Below are 18,894 nucleotides of genomic sequence, written 5' to 3' on the forward strand. Positions count from 1 at the left end.
TACATACATTCACTTCTTTATTGCAATCTAATTCAGATATGTTAACAGATATTATTGCTCCTGATCTTCAGGTTATTTTTTGTGGAATTAATCCCGGTTTAAAATCAGCAGACGATGGCCATCATTTTTCAGGAAGAAGCAACCGCTTTTGGAGGGTTCTGCATCAATCCGGTTTTACGCCTTATGAGATTGAAGCTGTGCACGATACTGATCTTTTAAATTTTGGATATGGGCTGACAACCGCTGTAGCAAGAGCGACTTCCCGTGCTGATGAACTTTCAAAAGAAGAATTTGACAATTCCCTTGAAGATTTCAAAACTAAAATTACTCAATTTCATCCTCAATATCTGGTTTTCCTTGGCAAGGCAGCCTATAAAGCATTTTCTAAAAAGAAAGACATTCTGTGGGGAGAGCAGGAAGAAGACTTCTGTGGTGCTAAAGTCTGGGTTTTACCTAATACAAGTGGCTTGAACCGGGGATTTTCTCTTGATGATCTTGTTGCCCATTACCGTGCATTTTATCAGGTTATTTCAAAATAAAATTAATCCTGCTTTTTAACATTAAATTTTATTAGGTTTACTCACATATTTATTCCCTTTTACAAAAAAACGCCATGGCAAAAGGGCATCTTCCTGTGCATATGCAACTCCTATACGGGGCCCCGCTATAATTTCATCATCATTATATTGAAATCCTTGATCTTCAATCCATATTTCATCTCCGGTCAGCTCTTTTTTATTAAAAGTAAGGTCGATACCTAATGCTTTTGCAGCAGATCCGGGACCGGAAGATATCGCAGCTTTAGCAGCCGGCATTTTTCGTCTGGCTTCCATGATTTCTTTGCCTATCAATGGTTCAACAGCCCTTATTAATACAGCATTTGGTTCATTTTCAACGGAGGTTACAATATTAAAAAGGTGATGAATTCCGTAGCATAAGTACACATAGGAAAGTCCTCCATGGCTGTACAATATCTCAGTACGGTTTGTACGTCTGCCTCCATACGCATGGGAAGCCTTATCCTGTATTCCGAAATAAGCTTCTGTTTCTACAATGATTCCGCCAGTTATATCACCGTCAATATCTGTAAAAAGTACCTTTCCCAAAAGGTTTTTGGCCAGAAAAAGGACATCCTGATTTGAATAGTAGGAAAGAGGCAGTTTCAAGTGAATGATTTTTATCGGTTAACAGATCAAATTTAATATAAATCCACCATTTTCAGGCAGATTTTAGTCATGTCAACAAAGTTTTTAAGGTCAGATTTTAGTTTATTTACGTATTTTTATATATTATTCAGTTTGAATCACATTACTATCTCTATGCATTACAAAAACGACATGATCATTATCCGTGAATTTGTTCCACAAGAGTTTGCGCTGTTTTTAGAGCTGTTTGATAACGAAAATGTTACAAGATATCTGCCCTATAAAACACCTGATGAATATAAAGAAATGTTTGACAAAGCATTATCGGATTACAAAGATGGCCCCTTCAGCAGATGGGGAATATTTGATGCTCAAACCAATGATTTCGTAGGAATGGGTCTTGCCAGAACTTTCCTCGATAATCCCGAACAGATAGAAATAGGATATACATTAGGAGAAAACTATTGGGCAAAAGGATTGGGAACAAGCGTATGCAAAGCACTTGTTGAGTACTGCCTTTCTCTGCATCATCAAAAAGATATAGTTGCGGTAACTGATCTGGATAATATTGGCTCTCAGAAAGTTCTTCTGAAAAACGGTTTTGGCAGAACAGAAAATCTGGTGAGAGGAGATAGGGAACTGGCTTATTTTATATTGTAAACATTCATACAGCTGAAACACTCAAGAGATTATTAACTCATTTCATTTATTATTACATTTCATTTATCAGATAATTTGTCATAACTTGCAGGAATTATGATGTCGAAACGTTGCAAATACGCGCTAAAAGCAATGGTCAGATTAGCAAGGAATTATAACCAGGGCTTTCTGTCAACATCCATTATTGCACAAGACGAAAACATCCCCAAAAAATTCCTGGAACAAATACTCCTTGAACTTAAAAGAGCTAAACTTGTTAACAGCAAGCAGGGAAAAGTAGGAGGGTATTATCTTCTGAAATCGCCCGATGATGTTTCATTAGCAGACATTTACCGAATCTTTGACGGTCCTATTGCTCTTACTCCATGTGTATCTTTAAATTTTTACGAACCCTGTGATGATTGTGTAGACGAAGCTTCATGCTACCTCAGAAATGAATTGATTATCGTCCGTGAAAAAACAAGAAAAAGCATGATGGAGGCTACTCTGACTAAATTTATCAACAACGGATAATTTTTTTTATTTAAATTCTACTATTTTGATAGGAGTTGTAGAATTTTATATATATTTGCAATATTAAAATTTCAAATAGTAATGGAAAATAGTCTGAAAAATGAATTTGAAACACTTCTGAAAGCAGCTTCTGAAGGCTCTTTTCGGGATAATGCACTGCAGATACTGGTAGACAGATTTCCGGGTAAGGTTATTTTTTCTACGAGTTTCAGCTATGAAGATCAGGTCATCACCCATCTGATAAAAGATCTCAATATTGATATTTTCACATTGGATACAGGAAGACTTTTTGAACAGACTTATGAAACATGGAGTAATACAAGAGCTTTTTTCAAAAAGAATATCAAAGCTTATTATCCGGATACAGAAGAACTGAAAAACTTTGTGTCGGAAAATGGACCGGATTCCTTTTACCAGTCTGTAGAACAGAGAAAAGCATGCTGTACGATCCGTAAGGTGCATCCGTTGAAAAAAGCACTGGAAGGGTATCAGGTATGGATCACAGGTTTGAGATCAGAACATTCTGCCAACCGCCAAAATATGCCGCAGTTGGAGTGGGACTCTGATAATAAGATCATCAAATATCACCCGATCCTTCACTGGAGCTCCGAACAGGTGGCAGACTATGTAAAAGCATATCATCTACCATATAATCATCTTCATAAAAAAGGTTTTGTAAGTATAGGCTGTGAACCATGTACCAGAGCGGTTAAAGAAGGAGAAGATTTCAGAGCGGGCCGCTGGTGGTGGGAAGATGCCAACAAAAAGGAGTGCGGTTTACATATTCATCAATAAAAAGAGAAAAAATGTCGATACATCAGTTAAACTATTTAGATCAGTTAGAATCCGAATCTATTTATATATTAAGAGAAGTTGCAGGGCAATTTGAACGTCCGGCTTTATTATTCAGTGGCGGAAAAGACAGTATTGTACTGGCTCATTTGGCCAGAAAAGCATTTCTTCACGGAAAAATCCCGTTTACATTTGTTCATGTAGATACCGGGCATAATTTCCCTGAGGTTTTAGAATTCCGGGATCAGCTGGTTGCTCAGCTGGAGGTTAATCTGGTAGCAAGAAAAGTGGAAGATACCATTAAAAGTAAAAAGTTAACTGAAGCAAAGGGTAAGTTTCCCAGCAGAAACTGGCTTCAGACCCATACCTTACTGGATACAATAGAAGAATTTGAATTTGATGCCTGCATTGGAGGTGCAAGAAGAGATGAGGAAAAAGCACGTGCGAAAGAAAGAATATTTTCTGTCCGTGATGAATTTGGACAATGGGATCCCAAACTTCAGCGTCCTGAACTGTGGAATATTTTTAACGGAAAAATCCACAAAGGGGAAAATGTAAGGGTATTTCCGATCAGCAACTGGACAGAACTTGATATCTGGAACTATATCCGCAGAGAGAAAATAGCATTGCCTTCTATCTATTATTCGCATGAAAGGGAAGTAGTAGACCTTAACGGGCAGTGGCTCGCGAATTCTGAATATGTGTTTTTAGAATCTGATGATATTGTCACGACAAAAAAAATACGCTACCGTACCGTTGGAGATATGACCTGTACCGCCGCAGTAGAATCTACCGCTACTACTATAGATGCTGTTATTGAAGAAATTGTAGCCACAAGAATTTCGGAGCGCGGAGAAACCCGGATTGATGACAGAGTGACAGAAGCAGCAATGGAAGATCGAAAAAAAGGAGGGTATTTTTAATAAATGATTTATGATCATTCACAATTTATAATTCAAAAACGGATGGATATATTAAGATTTATAACAGCAGGAAGTGTAGATGACGGGAAAAGTACCCTTATCGGAAGACTGCTTTACGATAGCAAAAGTATTTTGCAGGATCAGCTGGAAGTACTTGAAAAACATTCAAAAAACAAAAACGAAGACGGAGTAGACCTTGCTCTTTTAACAGATGGACTCCGGGCAGAAAGAGAACAGGGGATTACCATAGATGTTGCCTACAGGTATTTTTCAACTGCCAAAAGAAAATTTATTATTGCTGATGCTCCGGGGCATGTACAGTATACCCGCAATATGATCACAGGAGCGTCAAACTCTGACCTTATGGTTGTCCTTATCGATGCGCGTAAAGGAGTTATAGAGCAGACAAGAAGGCATTCTATGATAGCATCACTGTTAAAACTGAAAAAAGTTGCTGTAGCCATTAATAAAATGGATATGGTAGAATATTCGGAAGACGTTTTCGAAGCCATAAAATCAGACTACTCCAAAATTGCAGAAAATCTGGAACTGAATGACGTGAGTTACTTTCCCATTTCAGCACTGAAAGGAGATAATATTGTTTCAAAATCCACAAGAACAGACTGGTACAAAGGAGATTCTCTTCTGGAATATCTTGAAAAGGTAACCCTGAATGAAGAAATTAATGCCGGAAGCCGTTTTCAGGTTCAGTACGTAATCCGCCCCCAGACTGAAGAACTGCATGATTACAGAGGATATGCAGGACAGGTGTTAAGCGGACAATTCAAAAAAGGAGATAAAATACAGATTCTTCCTGCGGGATTAATTACAGAAATTTCCAGGATTGAGATCAACGGATCTGAAAAAGAAGAAGCTTTTGAAGGACAGCCGGTTGTTATCCATACCACTCATGATTTAGATATCAGCAGAGGTGATATTTTCGCCACTGAAGAACAGCCTCCTGCCGTAGAAAAAGATCTGGAAGTTCTCTTGTGCTGGCTGGATCAGAAACCACTGCAGCCAGGCAATAAATACCTGTTGCAACAGAACAGCAGATTGGTAAAAACCGTCGTCAAAGAAGTAGATTACAAGATCAATGTCAATACCCTCGGCCGGGAACGGATAGAAAGTGATATTAAACTTAATGAAATTGTGAAAGTTACATTGCGAACGGCACAACCTTTGGTCTATGATAGTTTTATCAATAATAAAACAACAGGATCTGCAATTTTAGTAGACGAAACTTCTAATTCAACTGTTGCAGCCTGTATAATTCAATAGAAATAATGGCAATTTCCGATCACTTAATTCAAAAAATTCATGAGACCAAACAAAATAATATTCATGGATTTTTTGACAAAATAAAGACTAAAAAATTTGTAAAGGATTTATACGAAGCGCTTTTCCTGCCTCAAAGGGATAATACGGAAGATGAGTTGAAAAGAAATTTTGAAGCACTCCAAAAAACGCTTTTTGATCTGATCAACACTGTCACAGGAAATGATGAAATTACAGAAAGGCAGGTAGATGAGTTTCTTACAGCTTTACCTGAAATTTACGGGCAGTTGGTTCTGGATGCAAAATCTATTCTGGAGTTTGACCCTGCAGCAGACTCTCTGGAAGAAGTATATCTGGCATATCCAGGATTTTTTGCTACATATGTATACCGTATTTCGCATCAATTGTGGAATCAGGACGTAAAGATATTACCACGGGTTATTTCAGAATATGCCCATAGTAAGACAGGAATAGATATTCATCCCGGTGCAGTAATTGGAAAATCATTTTTCATTGATCATGGAACCGGAATCGTCATCGGAGAAACGACAATTATAGGAAACAATGTCAAAATTTATCAGGGAGTAACCCTGGGAGCGTTGAATGTTTCGAAAGAAAAAGCCAATCAGAAAAGGCATCCCAACATAGAAGATGACGTCATTATCTATTCCGGGGCTACCATTTTGGGAGGAAATACCACCATAGGAAAAGAAAGTATTATCGGAGGAAATGTATGGGTTACGCAGGATGTGCCCGCCCATTCTCTGGTTTATCATAAAAGCGAAATAAAAATAAAGGATAACAGTTCATTACCTGAATCTTTAACCTTTGTGATATAAAAAAACAAAAAAATTACATTGATATGAAATTTCAGAACGCATTAGAAACGATAGGGAATACACCCGTCGTAAGAATTAACCATCTTTTCAATACAGATCATGAAATCTGGATTAAACTTGAAAAAAGCAATCCGGGAGGAAGCATCAAAGACAGGATTGCATTAGCAATGATTGAAGATGCCGAAGCCAAAGGATTATTGAACAAAAACACCACAATCATAGAACCTACCAGTGGAAATACAGGAATTGGATTGGCATTGGTAGCTGCAGTGAAAGGTTATAAACTTATTCTGGTAATGCCTGAAAGTATGAGTATAGAGCGCCGTAAGATTATGGAAGCTTATGGGGCCGAATTTGTACTTACCCCAAGAGAAAAAGGGATGAAAGGAGCTATTGAAAAGGCCAATGAACTGGCAGCAGAAACTCCCAATTCATGGATACCAAGACAGTTTGATAATCCTGCCAATGTAAAAGCACACACAGAAACAACAGCTCAGGAGATTTTAAAAGATTTTCCTGACGGGTTAGACTATATCATTACAGGAGTAGGGACCGGAGGACATATCACCGGAATAGCAAAAGTAGTAAAGGAAAAATATCCCAACGTAAAAGTAATTGCTGTAGAGCCGGAGCTGTCTCCCGTATTAAGCGGAGGAAGTCCCGCACCACATCCTTTACAGGGACTGGGAGCCGGATTTGTACCTTCTATTCTGGACATTACCCTTTTGGACGGAGTGATCACAGTAGGGAAGGACGAAGCGTATGAATACACCCTTAATGCTGCAAAAAAAGAAGGTCTTTTTGTAGGAGTTTCTACAGGAGCCGCTTTAGCAGCCATAGCAAAGCATTTACCTCAAATACAGTCTAACGCTAAAATTCTCACCATCAACTACGATACCGGAGAAAGGTATCTGTCTGTAGAAGGACTCTTCTAAATCCTTAACTAACACTGACTTTCAATGAAAACAATTATAAAATCACCAAAGGTTTACCTTATCGGTGCAGGGCCCGGCAACCCTGAACTGATCACTGTAAAAGCAGTTAAAGCCATCGCAGAAGCAGACATCATTTTATGCGACCGCCTTGTAAGTCCGGAGATTCTGGAAGCTTACGTCAATCCAAACGCTAAAGTCATCTATGTGGGCAAAGAATGCAGCAAAAGTGCATCTACTCCTCAATCTCATATCAATACTTTAATGGTGGAGTATGCCCGTCAGAATAAAACGATTGCTAGGCTTAAAGGGGGCGATGTTTCCATATTTTCCAATATTCTGGATGAATTGCAGGCTTTAAAAGAAAATCATATTCCTTACGAAATCATCCCCGGAATTACAGCCGCCCTCGGGGCAGCAGCTTATGCAGGGATGCCTTTAACAGCAAGAGGATATTCAACATCGGTGCGTTTCTTAACGTATTATAAATCTGATATTCTGAATGAAGACTATTGGAAAGAACTTGCCGGAACCAATGATACCCTTGTTTTCTATATGTCAAAAGGAAATCTTACCAGCCTGGTTGAGAAATTCCTGCAACTAGAGATTTCCGGTGATAAAAAAATTGCCATTGTGGAACAGGCTACAACACCTTATCAGAAAGTCTATACCTCTTCATTTGAAACTTTCAATGCTGCTTTTGGACATAAAACCTTTGCTTCACCTTCATTGGTCATCGTGGGCACAATCGTTACTCTGCATGAGGAGTTTTCATGGCTTGAAAATACAGAAAAAGAAGGTCTTTACTTTAAATCAGTGGAGAACGGAAGTTTAGTCCCTAAAAATCAAAATTTCTTTGAATATGCTGTCTGAAAATAAACTAAACGTATTAAAACAAATCTCCGGAGATTTTTCCAGAGATGAAGCCATCTGGGCCAGCGGATATCTGGCAGGCCTTGCGGGAGGAACTTTATTAACGGCTACATTGCCCCCTACGCATACCAATACTCTTATTCAAAGTGTTGTAAAGAAAATAACTCTGGCCTATGGCACAGAAACCGGGAACAGTAAAAAGCTGGCAACTGTATTGGCAGGAATTATTAAGAAAAAAGGAATTCAGGTTAAATTAGCTGACCTTTCACAATATAAACCTAAAGATCTGGGTAAAGAAGAGTTCTTTTTTGTGATTATAAGCACACAGGGAGAAGGAGAACCACCGGCTCTTGCCAGAAAATTCTATAATTATATTCATGAAAATGAAATTGACCTCAGCAATCTCAAATTTGGAGTTCTGGCATTGGGAGACAGTAGCTATCCTCAATTCTGTAAAACCGGAGAAGAAGTAGATGATCGTTTTGAAATAATAGGCGCACAGCGTATTATTCCCCTGAAAAAATGTGATATAGATTATGAACAGGAAGCTGCACAATGGATAGAACATGTATTTGAAGCGGTAAATAAAAGAACTGATAACCGTATACAAAAAAGTTCAGCGCCAAAAGTTTCTACAGGAAGAAAAAGATACAAAGGAAAGGTTTCTTCGATCATTAATCTGAACGACATTACCTCTGAAAAAGAAACCTATCACATTGAAATAGAAACGGATGAAGCTATTGTTTATCAGCCTGGTGCAGCTTTAGGAATCGTTCCATTCAATTCAAAAGCGACCGTTGACGAAATTATTACCCTGACAGGAGTTGATCCTAAAAAGAAAATTGAAACGGCAAAAATAACTGATAGCGTAGAGGGGCTTTTACAAAAGTATCTTAATATCAGCTATTTACTTAAATCCGTGGTTGCTCAATATGCAAAGATCACAGGCCATTCCATTCCGGAAGTGCGTTTAAGCCTTCTTGATCTCCTGAGGATTTATCCTGTAAAAAATGCTGGAGAATTTGAAGAAGTTATTCAGGTATTAACAGGCCAGGCGCCCCGTCTTTACTCAATATCTTCCTCTTTGGAGGCTCATGGTGAGAATGAAATTCACATCACGGTGGCCAAATCAGAATTTTTTATCGATCATCAAAAAAATAATGGTCTTTGCAGTGGCTTTTTAAGCGAATTCAACGCAGGAGAAGAGATGGAATTCTATATTCAGGAGGCCGGGCATTTCAAACTGCCTGAACCGGATAAAGATATCATTATGATTGGTCCGGGAACAGGGATTGCGCCGTTCAGATCATTCCTTTGGGAGCGGGATGCTGCTGGAGCGGAAGGAAGAAACTGGCTATTCTTCGGAGACCGGAATTTTGTATCAGACTTTCTTTATCAGGCTGAGCTTCAGGATTTCCTTAAAACAGGAAGCCTGACCCATTTAGACCTTGCTTTTTCAAGAGATACAGCCGATAAAATATATGTGCAGCACAAGCTGGAACAGAAAGGGCAGGAAGTTTTTCACTGGCTTGAAGGAGGAGCTTCTCTTTATGTATGTGGAGCAAAAGAACCGATGAGCCTTGATGTAGAGCAAACTCTCCTGACTATCATTCAAAATGAAGGAAAACGCAGTCAAGAAGAAGCTCTTCATTATCTTGAAGAACTGGAACTTAGCGGCAGATATGCAAAAGATGTTTATTAATCGGGAACAGAAGTACTTGTAAAAATTAAAAGAAAACAGTTTATGAATAGTAAAGATAATCTTTCACCGGTAGAAAGGATCAAAACCGGCAGTAACGGGCTCAGAGGAACTTTAAAGGAAAGTTTGCTGGATGACGTTACAGGAGCGATCAGAGAGGATGATCAGACCTTGATTAAGTTTCACGGAATGTACCAGCAGGACGATAGAGACAGAAGAGAAGAACGCGTTTCAAAAAAACTGGAATGGCTGTATTCCTATATGATCCGGCTAAGGCTTCCGGGTGGGTTTTTAACTCCGGAACAATGGATAGGATTGAATGAAACCGCCGAAGATCATTCTACGGGAACAATAAAAATTACAACAAGACAGACCATTCAGCTGCATGGTATTTTAAAATCGAAATTAAAACCGACCATTCAGAGTTTTAATCTGAAACATTTAGATTCTATTGCAGCCTGTGGAGATGTGAACAGAAATGTAACCTGTACCGCAAACCCTTCAGAGTCCCCGTTGCATCAGGAAGCGTACGAACTGGCAGGAAAGATCAGTGAAATGTGTCTTCCAAAAACTCAATCCTACTATGACATCTGGATTGATGATGAATTGATTGTAGACCGAAAAGCAGAAGAAGAAGACCCCCTTTATGAAGACCGGTATCTTCCCCGAAAGCTTAAAATAGGAATTGCAGTTCCTCCTAATAATGATGTGGATGTCTTCATCAATGATATCGCACTGATTGCTATTATTGAGAACAATACAATCGTAGGTTACAATATTGCAGCTGGCGGTGGATTGGGAGCTACCCACGGAAATGAAGCCACCTATGCGCGTCTTGCCTCCATAATCGGATTTGTGGATACAGAAGAAAAAGTACTGAAAGCCGTTTACGAGATCATCACCGTACAAAGAGACTTTGGAAACAGAAGCGACAGGAAATTGTCAAGATTAAAGTATACGATTGACAGGCTTGGAATAGATCAGTACAGAGCCGAAGTGGAAAAACGAACAGGATTCAGTTTTGAGCCTGCCAGAGAATTTAAATTTGAACAACGAAAAGACCGCTACGGATGGACCCGGAATCATGAAGGAAAATGGTTTTATACATTGTTTGTAGAACATGGCCGAGTTCTTAATACTGAGGAATATCCTCTCAAAGCAGGATTATTAAAGATTGCTCAGACCGGGAATGCAAATTTCCGTTTTACATGTAATCAAAACCTTATTCTGGCGGATATTCATGAAGAAGATAAAGCCGAAATTGAAAATATTTTACAAGAGTACGGAATTTCGGGCTATACAGACGGAGCCAGTGCTTTGCGTAAAAACTCTGTGGCCTGTGTTGCATTAAATACCTGTTCATTGGCTTTAGCTGAAGCACAAAGGTATTTGCCCTCTTTGGTGACCAAAATAGAACCTATCCTTGAAAAACATGGTCTTTTACAAGATGATATCACGATCCGTATGACAGGTTGTCCTAATGGCTGCGGAAGATCTCCTAATGCTGAAATTGGATTTGTGGGAACAGCATATGGCAGGTATAATCTCCATATCGGAGGCGACCGTCTGGGAATGCGCCTTAATACAAAGTTTAAAGAAAATATAGACGAAGACGAGATTCTTACAACGCTGGATGAACTTTTCGGAATTTATATCCAGAAAAGGCTTACAGAAGAAACATTTGGTGATTTTTCATACCGTTACTTACAAAATTTAAATTGAAAATATGGCTGACTTTCATTATGATCTGAAAAAAAATAAAAAAACTCAACCTCTTCTTTTTAGTAGACGAATGTGTATGTGTTGTTAATTCTCAACTAACAATACAATCAAAGCTGTTTCAACTTTTTGACCCCATCAAGGAAAGTGAATACCAGATATACTGTAATAATAACAGTAATTATTTTCACGGTTTAACCACCCCCGTCAAATCCTTGATTTGCCACCCCTCCAAAGGTGGAAAATTCTAAACCCTTCAATGGTAACATCACTCGTAATGAAGATTTTCATTATCGAAAAACTGTCATGGTAAAAAAGTTCAGACAGCTTCATTCTCAACCTAAAAATGAAGAAAAAATGAAAAATAAAAAACAGGGAAATCTTTTGCCTAAAGCAGGTATTATAGCATTTACATTTCTATTTTTTAATCTGGCCGAAGCTCAGCAGCAGCTTATCGAATTAAGCGGGAGCATCAAAAGCACAGGAACACACAAAGGACTGGATTCTGTAAAAGTAAAGATAGAAAACACAGAAGATACAGCATTCACAGATCAGCTGGGAACCTTTAAGATACGAACAAGAGTTACCATACCATTCCGTCTTGTCATTAATAAAGACGGATTTGCAAGCCAGACTCTTGAAGTTCTTTCTCCCTCCAATAAAATAACCATCGGGCTTAATCCTCAGAATACCATTATTGATGCTGTTGTGATTTCAGCATCCAGAGTTCCTGAAAAAATACTGCGCTCTCCGATAGCGATTGAAAAAATTGATATCAGAACAATCAGGGAAAGTCCCGCATCTTCTTTCTATGAAACATTGGAAAATGTAAAAGGACTACAGCTTTTGACCTCCAGTCTCACATTGAAAATCCCTAACTCAAGAGGATTCAACTCTCCTAATAATTTCCGATTTATGCAGCTGGTGGATGGCGTAGACGTACAATCCGCTACATTGGGAGTGCCGCTGGGAAATGCCATAGGACCTACAGAACTGGACATCCAGTCGATGGAAGTTACTTCCGGAGCAGCTTCTGCATTGTACGGAATGAATGCCATTAACGGATTGGCCAGCCTTCAAACCAAAGACCCTTTTACTTCCGAAGGAATCAGTGTTTATTTCCGGGGTGGAGTCAATCATGTAGACAATGCCAACCATAAAATAAGCTCTTTGGGTGAAAGTGCAATACGGTTTGCAAAAGTGGTCAATAAAAATTTTGCTGTAAAGGTAAATGCATCCTACTTCAGCGGAATAGACTGGATATCCAACAACCTCACAGATCAGAATCCAAATTCATTGATTACAGCTAATCCTAATTTCTCATTAGTTAACAATCCCGCTGAAGATCTGTGGAATAAGTACGGTGACGAAAGGAATAACAGGGTTTCTGTAAAAGTGGATTACAATGGGAAACCAACCACATTTAATGTTTCCAGGACAGGATATCTGGAAAAAGACCTTGTAAGTCCGGAAGTGAAAAACATTAAGTTTGATGCAGGATTATATTACCGTTTTGGAGATCAATGGAAAGCTTCCTATGTATACCGCTACGGATTGCTGGACGGAACTTTCCAGAGAGGTAACAAAATCCGGCTGCAAAATGCCACCGTTCAAAACCACAAAGTAGAACTTACGGGCAAAGAACTTACTTTCAGAGCCTATGTATCTGTTGAAAATACAGGAGATTCTTATAATCTTAAACCTTTGGCGGACAATCTGGATCTTACCAATCTTTCGAATAATAATTGGAAAAATATATTTCAGACAACGCTCCAGAATACTATAAATTCAGGAGTAAACCTTAATGATGCTTTTATTCTGGCCCGTAAAGAAGCCGATAAGAATAGAGTAGTCCCCGGAACAGCCGCCTTTGAGCAGCTTAAAAATACCATTATCGGAATTAATAACTGGGATTCTGCCAACGCCGGAATTGCAGGAGCTCCGGCAACGGGAGGCGCTAAACTCGAACAGAAATCCCGATTTTATCAGGGAGAACTTACCTATGATCTTACAAGGTTTGTAAAAATATTTAATCTCCTTGCAGGGGTAGATTACCGGTTGTACAGTATAACTCCGGACGGAAACAATTTTGTTGATTTTAACAGACCTGTGAATGAAAGAAATATTCCTTTATCTGATGGTACTTTCGGGAAAGATGTTACTTATCAGAAATACGGAGCTTTTGCACAGATTACCAAAGTTTTCTTTGATGAAAAATTAAAACTGAATGCCGCTTTACGTATCGACAGGAACCCTGAATTTGAAGCCAAACTAAATCCGAGAATAAGTATTGTGTATTCGCCTGTCAATCAACATAATTTCAGAGCTTCTTTCCAGAACGGATACCGTTTCCCGTCACTGTTTGAAGCGCTTTCTTTTGTGAATAACGGAAACGTAAGAAGAGTGGGAGGCCTTTCAAAAGTGAACGAGGGACTTGGTTATCTGGAAAATTCCTATACTCTTTCCTCCATAGACAGGTTCACGTCTGCTGTGAATAGCGATGTGGATGGAGGAAAGAGCCAAACTCAGGCAGCACAGGATAATAAACAGCTTTTAACAGTTGCCGGTCTTCAGAAATTAAGGCCCGAAAAGATCACCTCTTTTGAAGTGGGATACAAATCTGTTTTCTTTAATAGCAAACTCGCTCTGGATTGGGATTTCTATTACAATATTTATGATGGATTTCTCGGTCAGGTAGAAGTTGCAGTACCTAAAAACAGTCAGGTAGGAAGTAATACAGCTGTCTTAGCCATGCTTGACAGAAGTAAGCAGGAGAGGTACAGAGTCTATACCAACAGCAATACCACCTACAAAAGCTATGGTACTTCTTTGGGAGTGCGGTACAATATAACAGGAAATTATAATGTTAATACCAATGTTTCCTATAATGCGCTTGCTTCCAATAACTCATCCGATCTGTTTATTACCGCTTTCAATACTCCGAAGTGGATGGTTAATATAAGTTTGGGAAATAGAGAAATCTTCAAGAATATAGGTTTCACCGTCGTTGCAAGGTGGCAGAACAGCTTTATGTGGGAGAGCCCTCTGGCTTCAGGAGAAATCCCCGCTTATTATACCCTTGATGCACAGGCTACCTGGAAACTTCCGGACATTCATGCAAATGTGAAAATAGGAGCAACCAATCTGCTGAACCGACGATACTTTCAGTATGCTGCAGGTCCGGAAATCGGAGGACTGTATTATCTCGCTTTTACTTACGATATAAAACTATAATTAAGATGAATAACTCCTTATATCCCATATTCTTAAAGCTTGAAACTTTGTCCTTACTCATTGTTGGAGGCGGTAAAGTCGCTCTTGAAAAATTAGATTCTGTACTTGGCAATTCACCGGACACGGTCATAAAAATTGTAGCAAAGGAAATTATTCCGGAGATCAGGGCTCTGCAAAGTCAGTTTCCCAATATAAAACTGCATGAAAGAGCTTATAACGACACAGATTTTGATACTGTTGATCTCGCTGTTATTGCTGTAAATGACATTGTATTGGCCGGACAAATCCGTGATCGTGCCCATCAGAAGAGTGTATTGGTTAATATTGCAGATAAGCCTGATCTGTGTGATTTCTATTTAGGTTCAATCGTAAAAAAAGGCAATCTTAAAATCGCTATTTCAACCAACGGAAAATCCCCGACGATAGCCAAAAGATTAAGGGAAACATTCACTGAAATTATTCCGGATGAAATGGATCATATATTGGACAATATGCAGAATATCCGGAATCAGCTAAAAGGGGACTTCAATTATAAAGTAAAAGAACTCAACAAAATAACAACTCAATATCTGTCTGACGGAAAAATTCCTCCTGCCCAATCAGAAATGGAAATTGAAAAACTGATCAGCATTACCAAAACAGCCCAGAGAAAAGCCAATATTTATCTGGCTATCATTGGTATTTTGCTTTTGTTTGGAATATTAGGACTGGTGGTCTACCACTTCAATCTTTCCGGGGATATTCAGTATTTTCTAAATAAAGACGGACATATTTTTTACTGGATGCTGTTTGCAGGTTTTATGGCAGAAATTGTGGCCGGATCTATGGGAATGGGCTATGGCGTAATCTGTACAACCATACTTTTATTACTGAACGTTCCGCCTCCGGTTGTAAGTGCAAGCATTCATTCTGCAGAATCTTTTACTACGGCGGCCGGGAGTTTCAGCCACTATAAACTGGGAAATGTCAACAAAAAAATGGTTTGGGTATTGTTTCCCCTGGCAATCGTAGGTTCTGTTATCGGAGCATTAACATTGTCTCATTATGGTGAGGAGTATGCCCATATTGTAAAGCCTGTTATTGCCTGCTATACCTTATACCTTGGAATCAATATTTTAAGAAATGCTTTTAAAAGCAAAAAATCAAACCCCGTTAAAACCAAACGAAGAACGAATCTCAGATTATTAGGATTGGCAGGTGGTTTTATAGATTCCTTTGCAGGAGGAGGATGGGGCCCGTTAGTTACCGGAACCTTGATTAAAGAAGGAAGAATTCCCCGTTATGTAGTAGGAAGTTCAACGGTAGCTAAGTTCCTGCTGACCATTACAAGTGCTGTTACCTTCATTTTTACAATTGGGATTCACCACTGGAATATTGTTTTAGGCCTATTACTGGGAGGCGTTTTTACAGCACCTTTCTCAGCGATGCTTACCTCAAAACTTCCCACCAAAAAGATGTTTATAGTAGTTGGGATAGTAGTGATCATCATGAGTCTTATTTCTATCATCAAATCTTTCATGTAAAACTGCAAGCATGTATGGATTGAAAAGCTCTCTAAAAGGGAGCTTTTTTAGTTAAGAACACTTGAAATATGAATTCAAATGATCAATCTTAGGCATTATTCAGTTTTTTTAACCCCTAATTTCTTTTCAAACGGAAAAAATACCTGAAATCAGCTAATTAAATTCCCTTTCTATTCAATAGCTTTGTAAAAAACAATCATTCAATAATAAAGAAGTAGAAAATGATGAAAAAGAAATTATTTTTAACTCTGTTATCCTTCTCAGGATATATTTTTTTATCAGCACAGGAAGCCGATAATTCTTTACAAGGTTATTATAAGGCAAGTAATGATACAACGCTTTACAGTAGTTTTAATTTTGACGGAAATGGAAAAGTCTTAATATCTGATATGGACTATGGAGATTATTTTACCAGGAATGACAGCCTGATTGTTTATCCTGATAAAAGTATATTCGTCTTCAAAATTAAAAAAGGAAAATTAACCGGAATTTCAAACTGGGTAGAGAAAGGGGTTTGGGTTCCTAAAAAAGACAGTTCAGAAATCAATAACAGACGTAATCCGGCAGATGCTAAAAAGAAAGCTCAGCTTTTGGCCGAGTATTATGATAAGACCAAGAGCTCCTCCGGATCAGATCTTGATTTTGAAGCATTATTTTCGGGGAAAACCTCCGGAGTGAATGAAGATCTGTGCAATAAAGGTTTAGCAAAAGCTTGTATGAATCTCTTTGGATTAAAAATGATGCAGTACACTCCCGGTCTTCTAACTGATCCCGTAAAAATTCCTTCCAAAAAGATAAAGCCTCACCCGGAATTAATTGCACTATCCAAGAAAATTATAGATCTCGGAGAACCGGAAGGATATACGGTATTAGGAAGTTATTATTTCACATTGGGATTAAGGGAAAAAGCTTTTAAAACCTGGGAAGAAGGAGAAAAAAACGGAAGTTTAAAATCCGGTACTACAAAAGCTTTAATCGAATTTCAGGAAGAATTACAGAAAGAAGTTGATCAAGAAAAAAATACTAAGTGATCCTGTAAAACTAGTTTCACAATAAATATTCTATTATATACAACGCTTTACAATATGTACTTCAACAAAATATACTTTTCATTACTCTCTCTTGCGATGGTTGCGAGCTGCAAGCCGGAAAAAAAGACTATTAGAGAAACCAAGTCCCATGATACCATTCAAACTCCTGCAAATAGGGTAAAAGACCATGACAGTGCTGTAACAGCTATAAAATTACCCGTTATTGATACCACAGCAGTACTGCTTGCGTTTAAGAAAGCATCAAAAACAGATTTTTTCGGTAAAGAATTGGGCTTCAGTTATGATGATGACCTTTCCGGTTCTATTTTTGATTCAGAACGGCCCATTCTTATAGGCGATCTGAATGGCGATCATTTGGAAGATGCCATTATGCCTTTCACTATAGAAGGACGTGATGGCGGTAATAACTGGGACGCACATTATGCCATTTTTATCAATAAGAATGGTGAACTCCTGTATAAGTATTCTTTCAACAGAGGTGGTGATCTGGCAGAAACGCAGACCTTTTTTAAAAGTATACAAAATGGAGTAGTACACGGAATGCAGGAACCTGGATTTCATTTTTCTGATGGAGAAAGCAGCCCTGTCCGTTTTGTTTACAAAAATAACAGACTTTCTGAGGTTACTTCTTCAAAAACCAGATAAATGATATCCTGTTACTTAGCACAGGAGCATTTTCAATTGAACGTCTGCCTGAATTCCAGGGGTGAAATCGCGGTTCGGTTTTTAAATAAACGGTGAAAAGATTGAGGATGCTCAAATCCTAAATGATAGGCAATTTCTGAAACAGACATTCCTGTAGTAGACAACAACTCTTTTGCTTTCTCTATCAATCTGTTCTGTATATGCTGTTGGGTGGTCTGTCCTGTATGAACCCTTAGCATATCACTCAGATAATTGGGGCTGATATTCATTTCTGAGGCAATGAACTGTACTGTGGGAATCCCGTCAATCGTTAATCTTTCGCTTTTAAAATAATCATCCAGTATATTTTCAAGCTGGGTCAAAAGATCATGATTCACTTTTTTTCTGGTTAAAAACTGGCGGTTATAAAAACGGTCACAGTACTTCAGCAGCAAATCGATATTGGAAATTAACAGATCCTGAGTGAAAACATCCATATTATTTTCCGTTTCCCTGCGGATATTATCAATGATGTCTGTGACGGACTGTTCTTCTCTATCAGACAGATGCAAAGCCTCATTGGCAGCATATGAAAAGTAGCCGTATTCTTTGATCGCAGAAGCCAAAGGATATCCCTGTAAAAAATCAGGATGTACAACCAGTACACTTCCTTTCACTTCAGAAAGCAGGATATCTTCAAACTGTACCACCTGATTAGGTGCAATAAAATACATGATCCCATCATCAAAATCATAATAATGCTGGCCATATTTGAATTTCCCTGCACAGTCACTCTTAATAGCCACAACATAAAAATCTGTGGTTACCGCAGTTAGAAGGGTTTTAGGATCAACAGAAACCTCATTAAAATCAAAAACACTGATTAAGGGATTGGAAGGTCTTTTCAACTTTAAGTAAAGATGCAATGCTGTAATGGAGGGTACTCTTTCCGGTGTTTTCATTTGTTTTTATTATATCCGTTTCTATTTAATTATCATTTTATTCTGCTTAGAATCACTTCCGGCAAGAAAAATTCTTACTTTTTCGCTTAAGTGGTTAAACATTTTTGTAGCTAAAAGAAATCAAAT

General features: G+C 38.4%; 17 protein-coding genes. 15 read left to right on the top strand and 2 right to left on the bottom strand.

All coding sequences use genetic code 11. From position 1 onward, the window contains the following. The first annotated feature begins 38 nt into the window (after positions 1–38). Positions 39–539 carry a G/U mismatch-specific DNA glycosylase gene (gene mug / locus AC27VX_RS04325; RefSeq protein ID WP_300690814.1) on the top strand — a complete coding sequence of 167 codons (501 nt, stop codon included), beginning with the start codon at positions 39–41 and terminating at the stop codon, positions 537–539. Between the two features lie 21 nt (positions 540–560). On the opposite strand, the gene AC27VX_RS04330 is transcribed toward mug, so the two are convergent. Next, positions 561–1,166, bottom strand: a complete 606-nt coding sequence (locus AC27VX_RS04330; RefSeq protein ID WP_488694057.1) for a DNA-3-methyladenine glycosylase — start codon at positions 1,164–1,166, stop codon at positions 561–563. Positions 1,167–1,319: 153 nt separating this feature from the next. On the opposite strand from AC27VX_RS04330, the gene AC27VX_RS04335 reads away from it, so the two are divergent. The 14 genes from AC27VX_RS04335 to AC27VX_RS04400 all read left to right on the top strand — a co-directional run bounded on the left by AC27VX_RS04335 (position 1,320) and on the right by AC27VX_RS04400 (position 17,827). Next, positions 1,320–1,805, top strand: coding sequence for a GNAT family N-acetyltransferase (locus tag AC27VX_RS04335; protein WP_488694059.1), 486 nt, complete (start codon positions 1,320–1,322; stop codon positions 1,803–1,805). A 96-nt stretch (positions 1,806–1,901) separates the two neighbouring features. Then, positions 1,902–2,318, top strand: a complete 417-nt coding sequence (locus AC27VX_RS04340; protein WP_262912527.1) for an RrF2 family transcriptional regulator — start codon at positions 1,902–1,904, stop codon at positions 2,316–2,318. An 81-nt stretch (positions 2,319–2,399) separates the two neighbouring features. Continuing rightward, positions 2,400–3,113 carry a phosphoadenylyl-sulfate reductase gene (locus tag AC27VX_RS04345; RefSeq protein WP_236859369.1) on the top strand — a complete coding sequence of 238 codons (714 nt, stop codon included), beginning with the start codon at positions 2,400–2,402 and terminating at the stop codon, positions 3,111–3,113. Between the two features lie 11 nt (positions 3,114–3,124). Then, on the top strand, positions 3,125–4,033 hold the full coding sequence (cysD, locus tag AC27VX_RS04350) for a sulfate adenylyltransferase subunit CysD (protein WP_488694062.1): 909 nt from the start codon (positions 3,125–3,127) through the stop codon (positions 4,031–4,033). Positions 4,034–4,075: 42 nt separating this feature from the next. After that, positions 4,076–5,314, top strand: coding sequence for a sulfate adenylyltransferase subunit 1 (locus tag AC27VX_RS04355; RefSeq protein ID WP_300690805.1), 1,239 nt, complete (start codon positions 4,076–4,078; stop codon positions 5,312–5,314). A gap of 5 nt (positions 5,315–5,319) precedes the next feature. Then, positions 5,320–6,150 (top strand): serine O-acetyltransferase EpsC, encoded by an 831-nt coding sequence (gene epsC / locus AC27VX_RS04360; protein WP_236859372.1) that lies wholly within the window; start codon positions 5,320–5,322, stop codon positions 6,148–6,150. Positions 6,151–6,173: 23 nt separating this feature from the next. After that, the gene (gene cysK / locus AC27VX_RS04365) at positions 6,174–7,085 is read left to right on the top strand and encodes a cysteine synthase A (protein ID WP_236859373.1); all 912 of its coding nucleotides are present in this window, start codon (positions 6,174–6,176) and stop codon (positions 7,083–7,085) included. A gap of 24 nt (positions 7,086–7,109) precedes the next feature. Continuing rightward, the gene (gene cobA, locus AC27VX_RS04370; protein ID WP_236859374.1) at positions 7,110–7,955 is read left to right on the top strand and encodes a uroporphyrinogen-III C-methyltransferase; all 846 of its coding nucleotides are present in this window, start codon (positions 7,110–7,112) and stop codon (positions 7,953–7,955) included. Next, positions 7,945–9,657, top strand: a complete 1,713-nt coding sequence (locus AC27VX_RS04375) for a diflavin oxidoreductase (RefSeq protein ID WP_300690798.1) — start codon at positions 7,945–7,947, stop codon at positions 9,655–9,657. The genes cobA and AC27VX_RS04375 overlap by 11 nt, the downstream gene beginning before the upstream one ends. A gap of 24 nt (positions 9,658–9,681) precedes the next feature. Next, positions 9,682–11,376 (top strand): assimilatory sulfite reductase (NADPH) hemoprotein subunit, encoded by a 1,695-nt coding sequence (gene cysI / locus AC27VX_RS04380; protein ID WP_488694320.1) that lies wholly within the window; start codon positions 9,682–9,684, stop codon positions 11,374–11,376. Positions 11,377–11,730: 354 nt separating this feature from the next. Next, complete coding sequence (locus AC27VX_RS04385; protein WP_488694065.1) at positions 11,731–14,607, top strand: TonB-dependent receptor; 2,877 nt, start codon at positions 11,731–11,733, stop codon at positions 14,605–14,607. Positions 14,608–14,612: 5 nt separating this feature from the next. Continuing rightward, positions 14,613–16,130 carry a TSUP family transporter gene (locus AC27VX_RS04390; protein ID WP_488694067.1) on the top strand — a complete coding sequence of 506 codons (1,518 nt, stop codon included), beginning with the start codon at positions 14,613–14,615 and terminating at the stop codon, positions 16,128–16,130. Between the two features lie 221 nt (positions 16,131–16,351). Next, entirely contained in the window at positions 16,352–17,161 is an 810-nt protein-coding gene (locus AC27VX_RS04395) for a hypothetical protein (RefSeq protein ID WP_236859378.1), read from the top strand. Between the two features lie 54 nt (positions 17,162–17,215). Beyond that, entirely contained in the window at positions 17,216–17,827 is a 612-nt protein-coding gene (locus AC27VX_RS04400) for a hypothetical protein (protein WP_488694069.1), read from the top strand. Positions 17,828–17,859: 32 nt separating this feature from the next. Here the strand turns inward: AC27VX_RS04400 and AC27VX_RS04405 are convergent, their stop codons facing one another. Then, positions 17,860–18,768, bottom strand: a complete 909-nt coding sequence (locus AC27VX_RS04405; RefSeq protein ID WP_300690790.1) for a helix-turn-helix domain-containing protein — start codon at positions 18,766–18,768, stop codon at positions 17,860–17,862. Positions 18,769–18,894 lie beyond the last annotated feature (126 nt).

This window comes from Chryseobacterium sp. 14P4.3.2 (genome assembly GCF_057799275.1).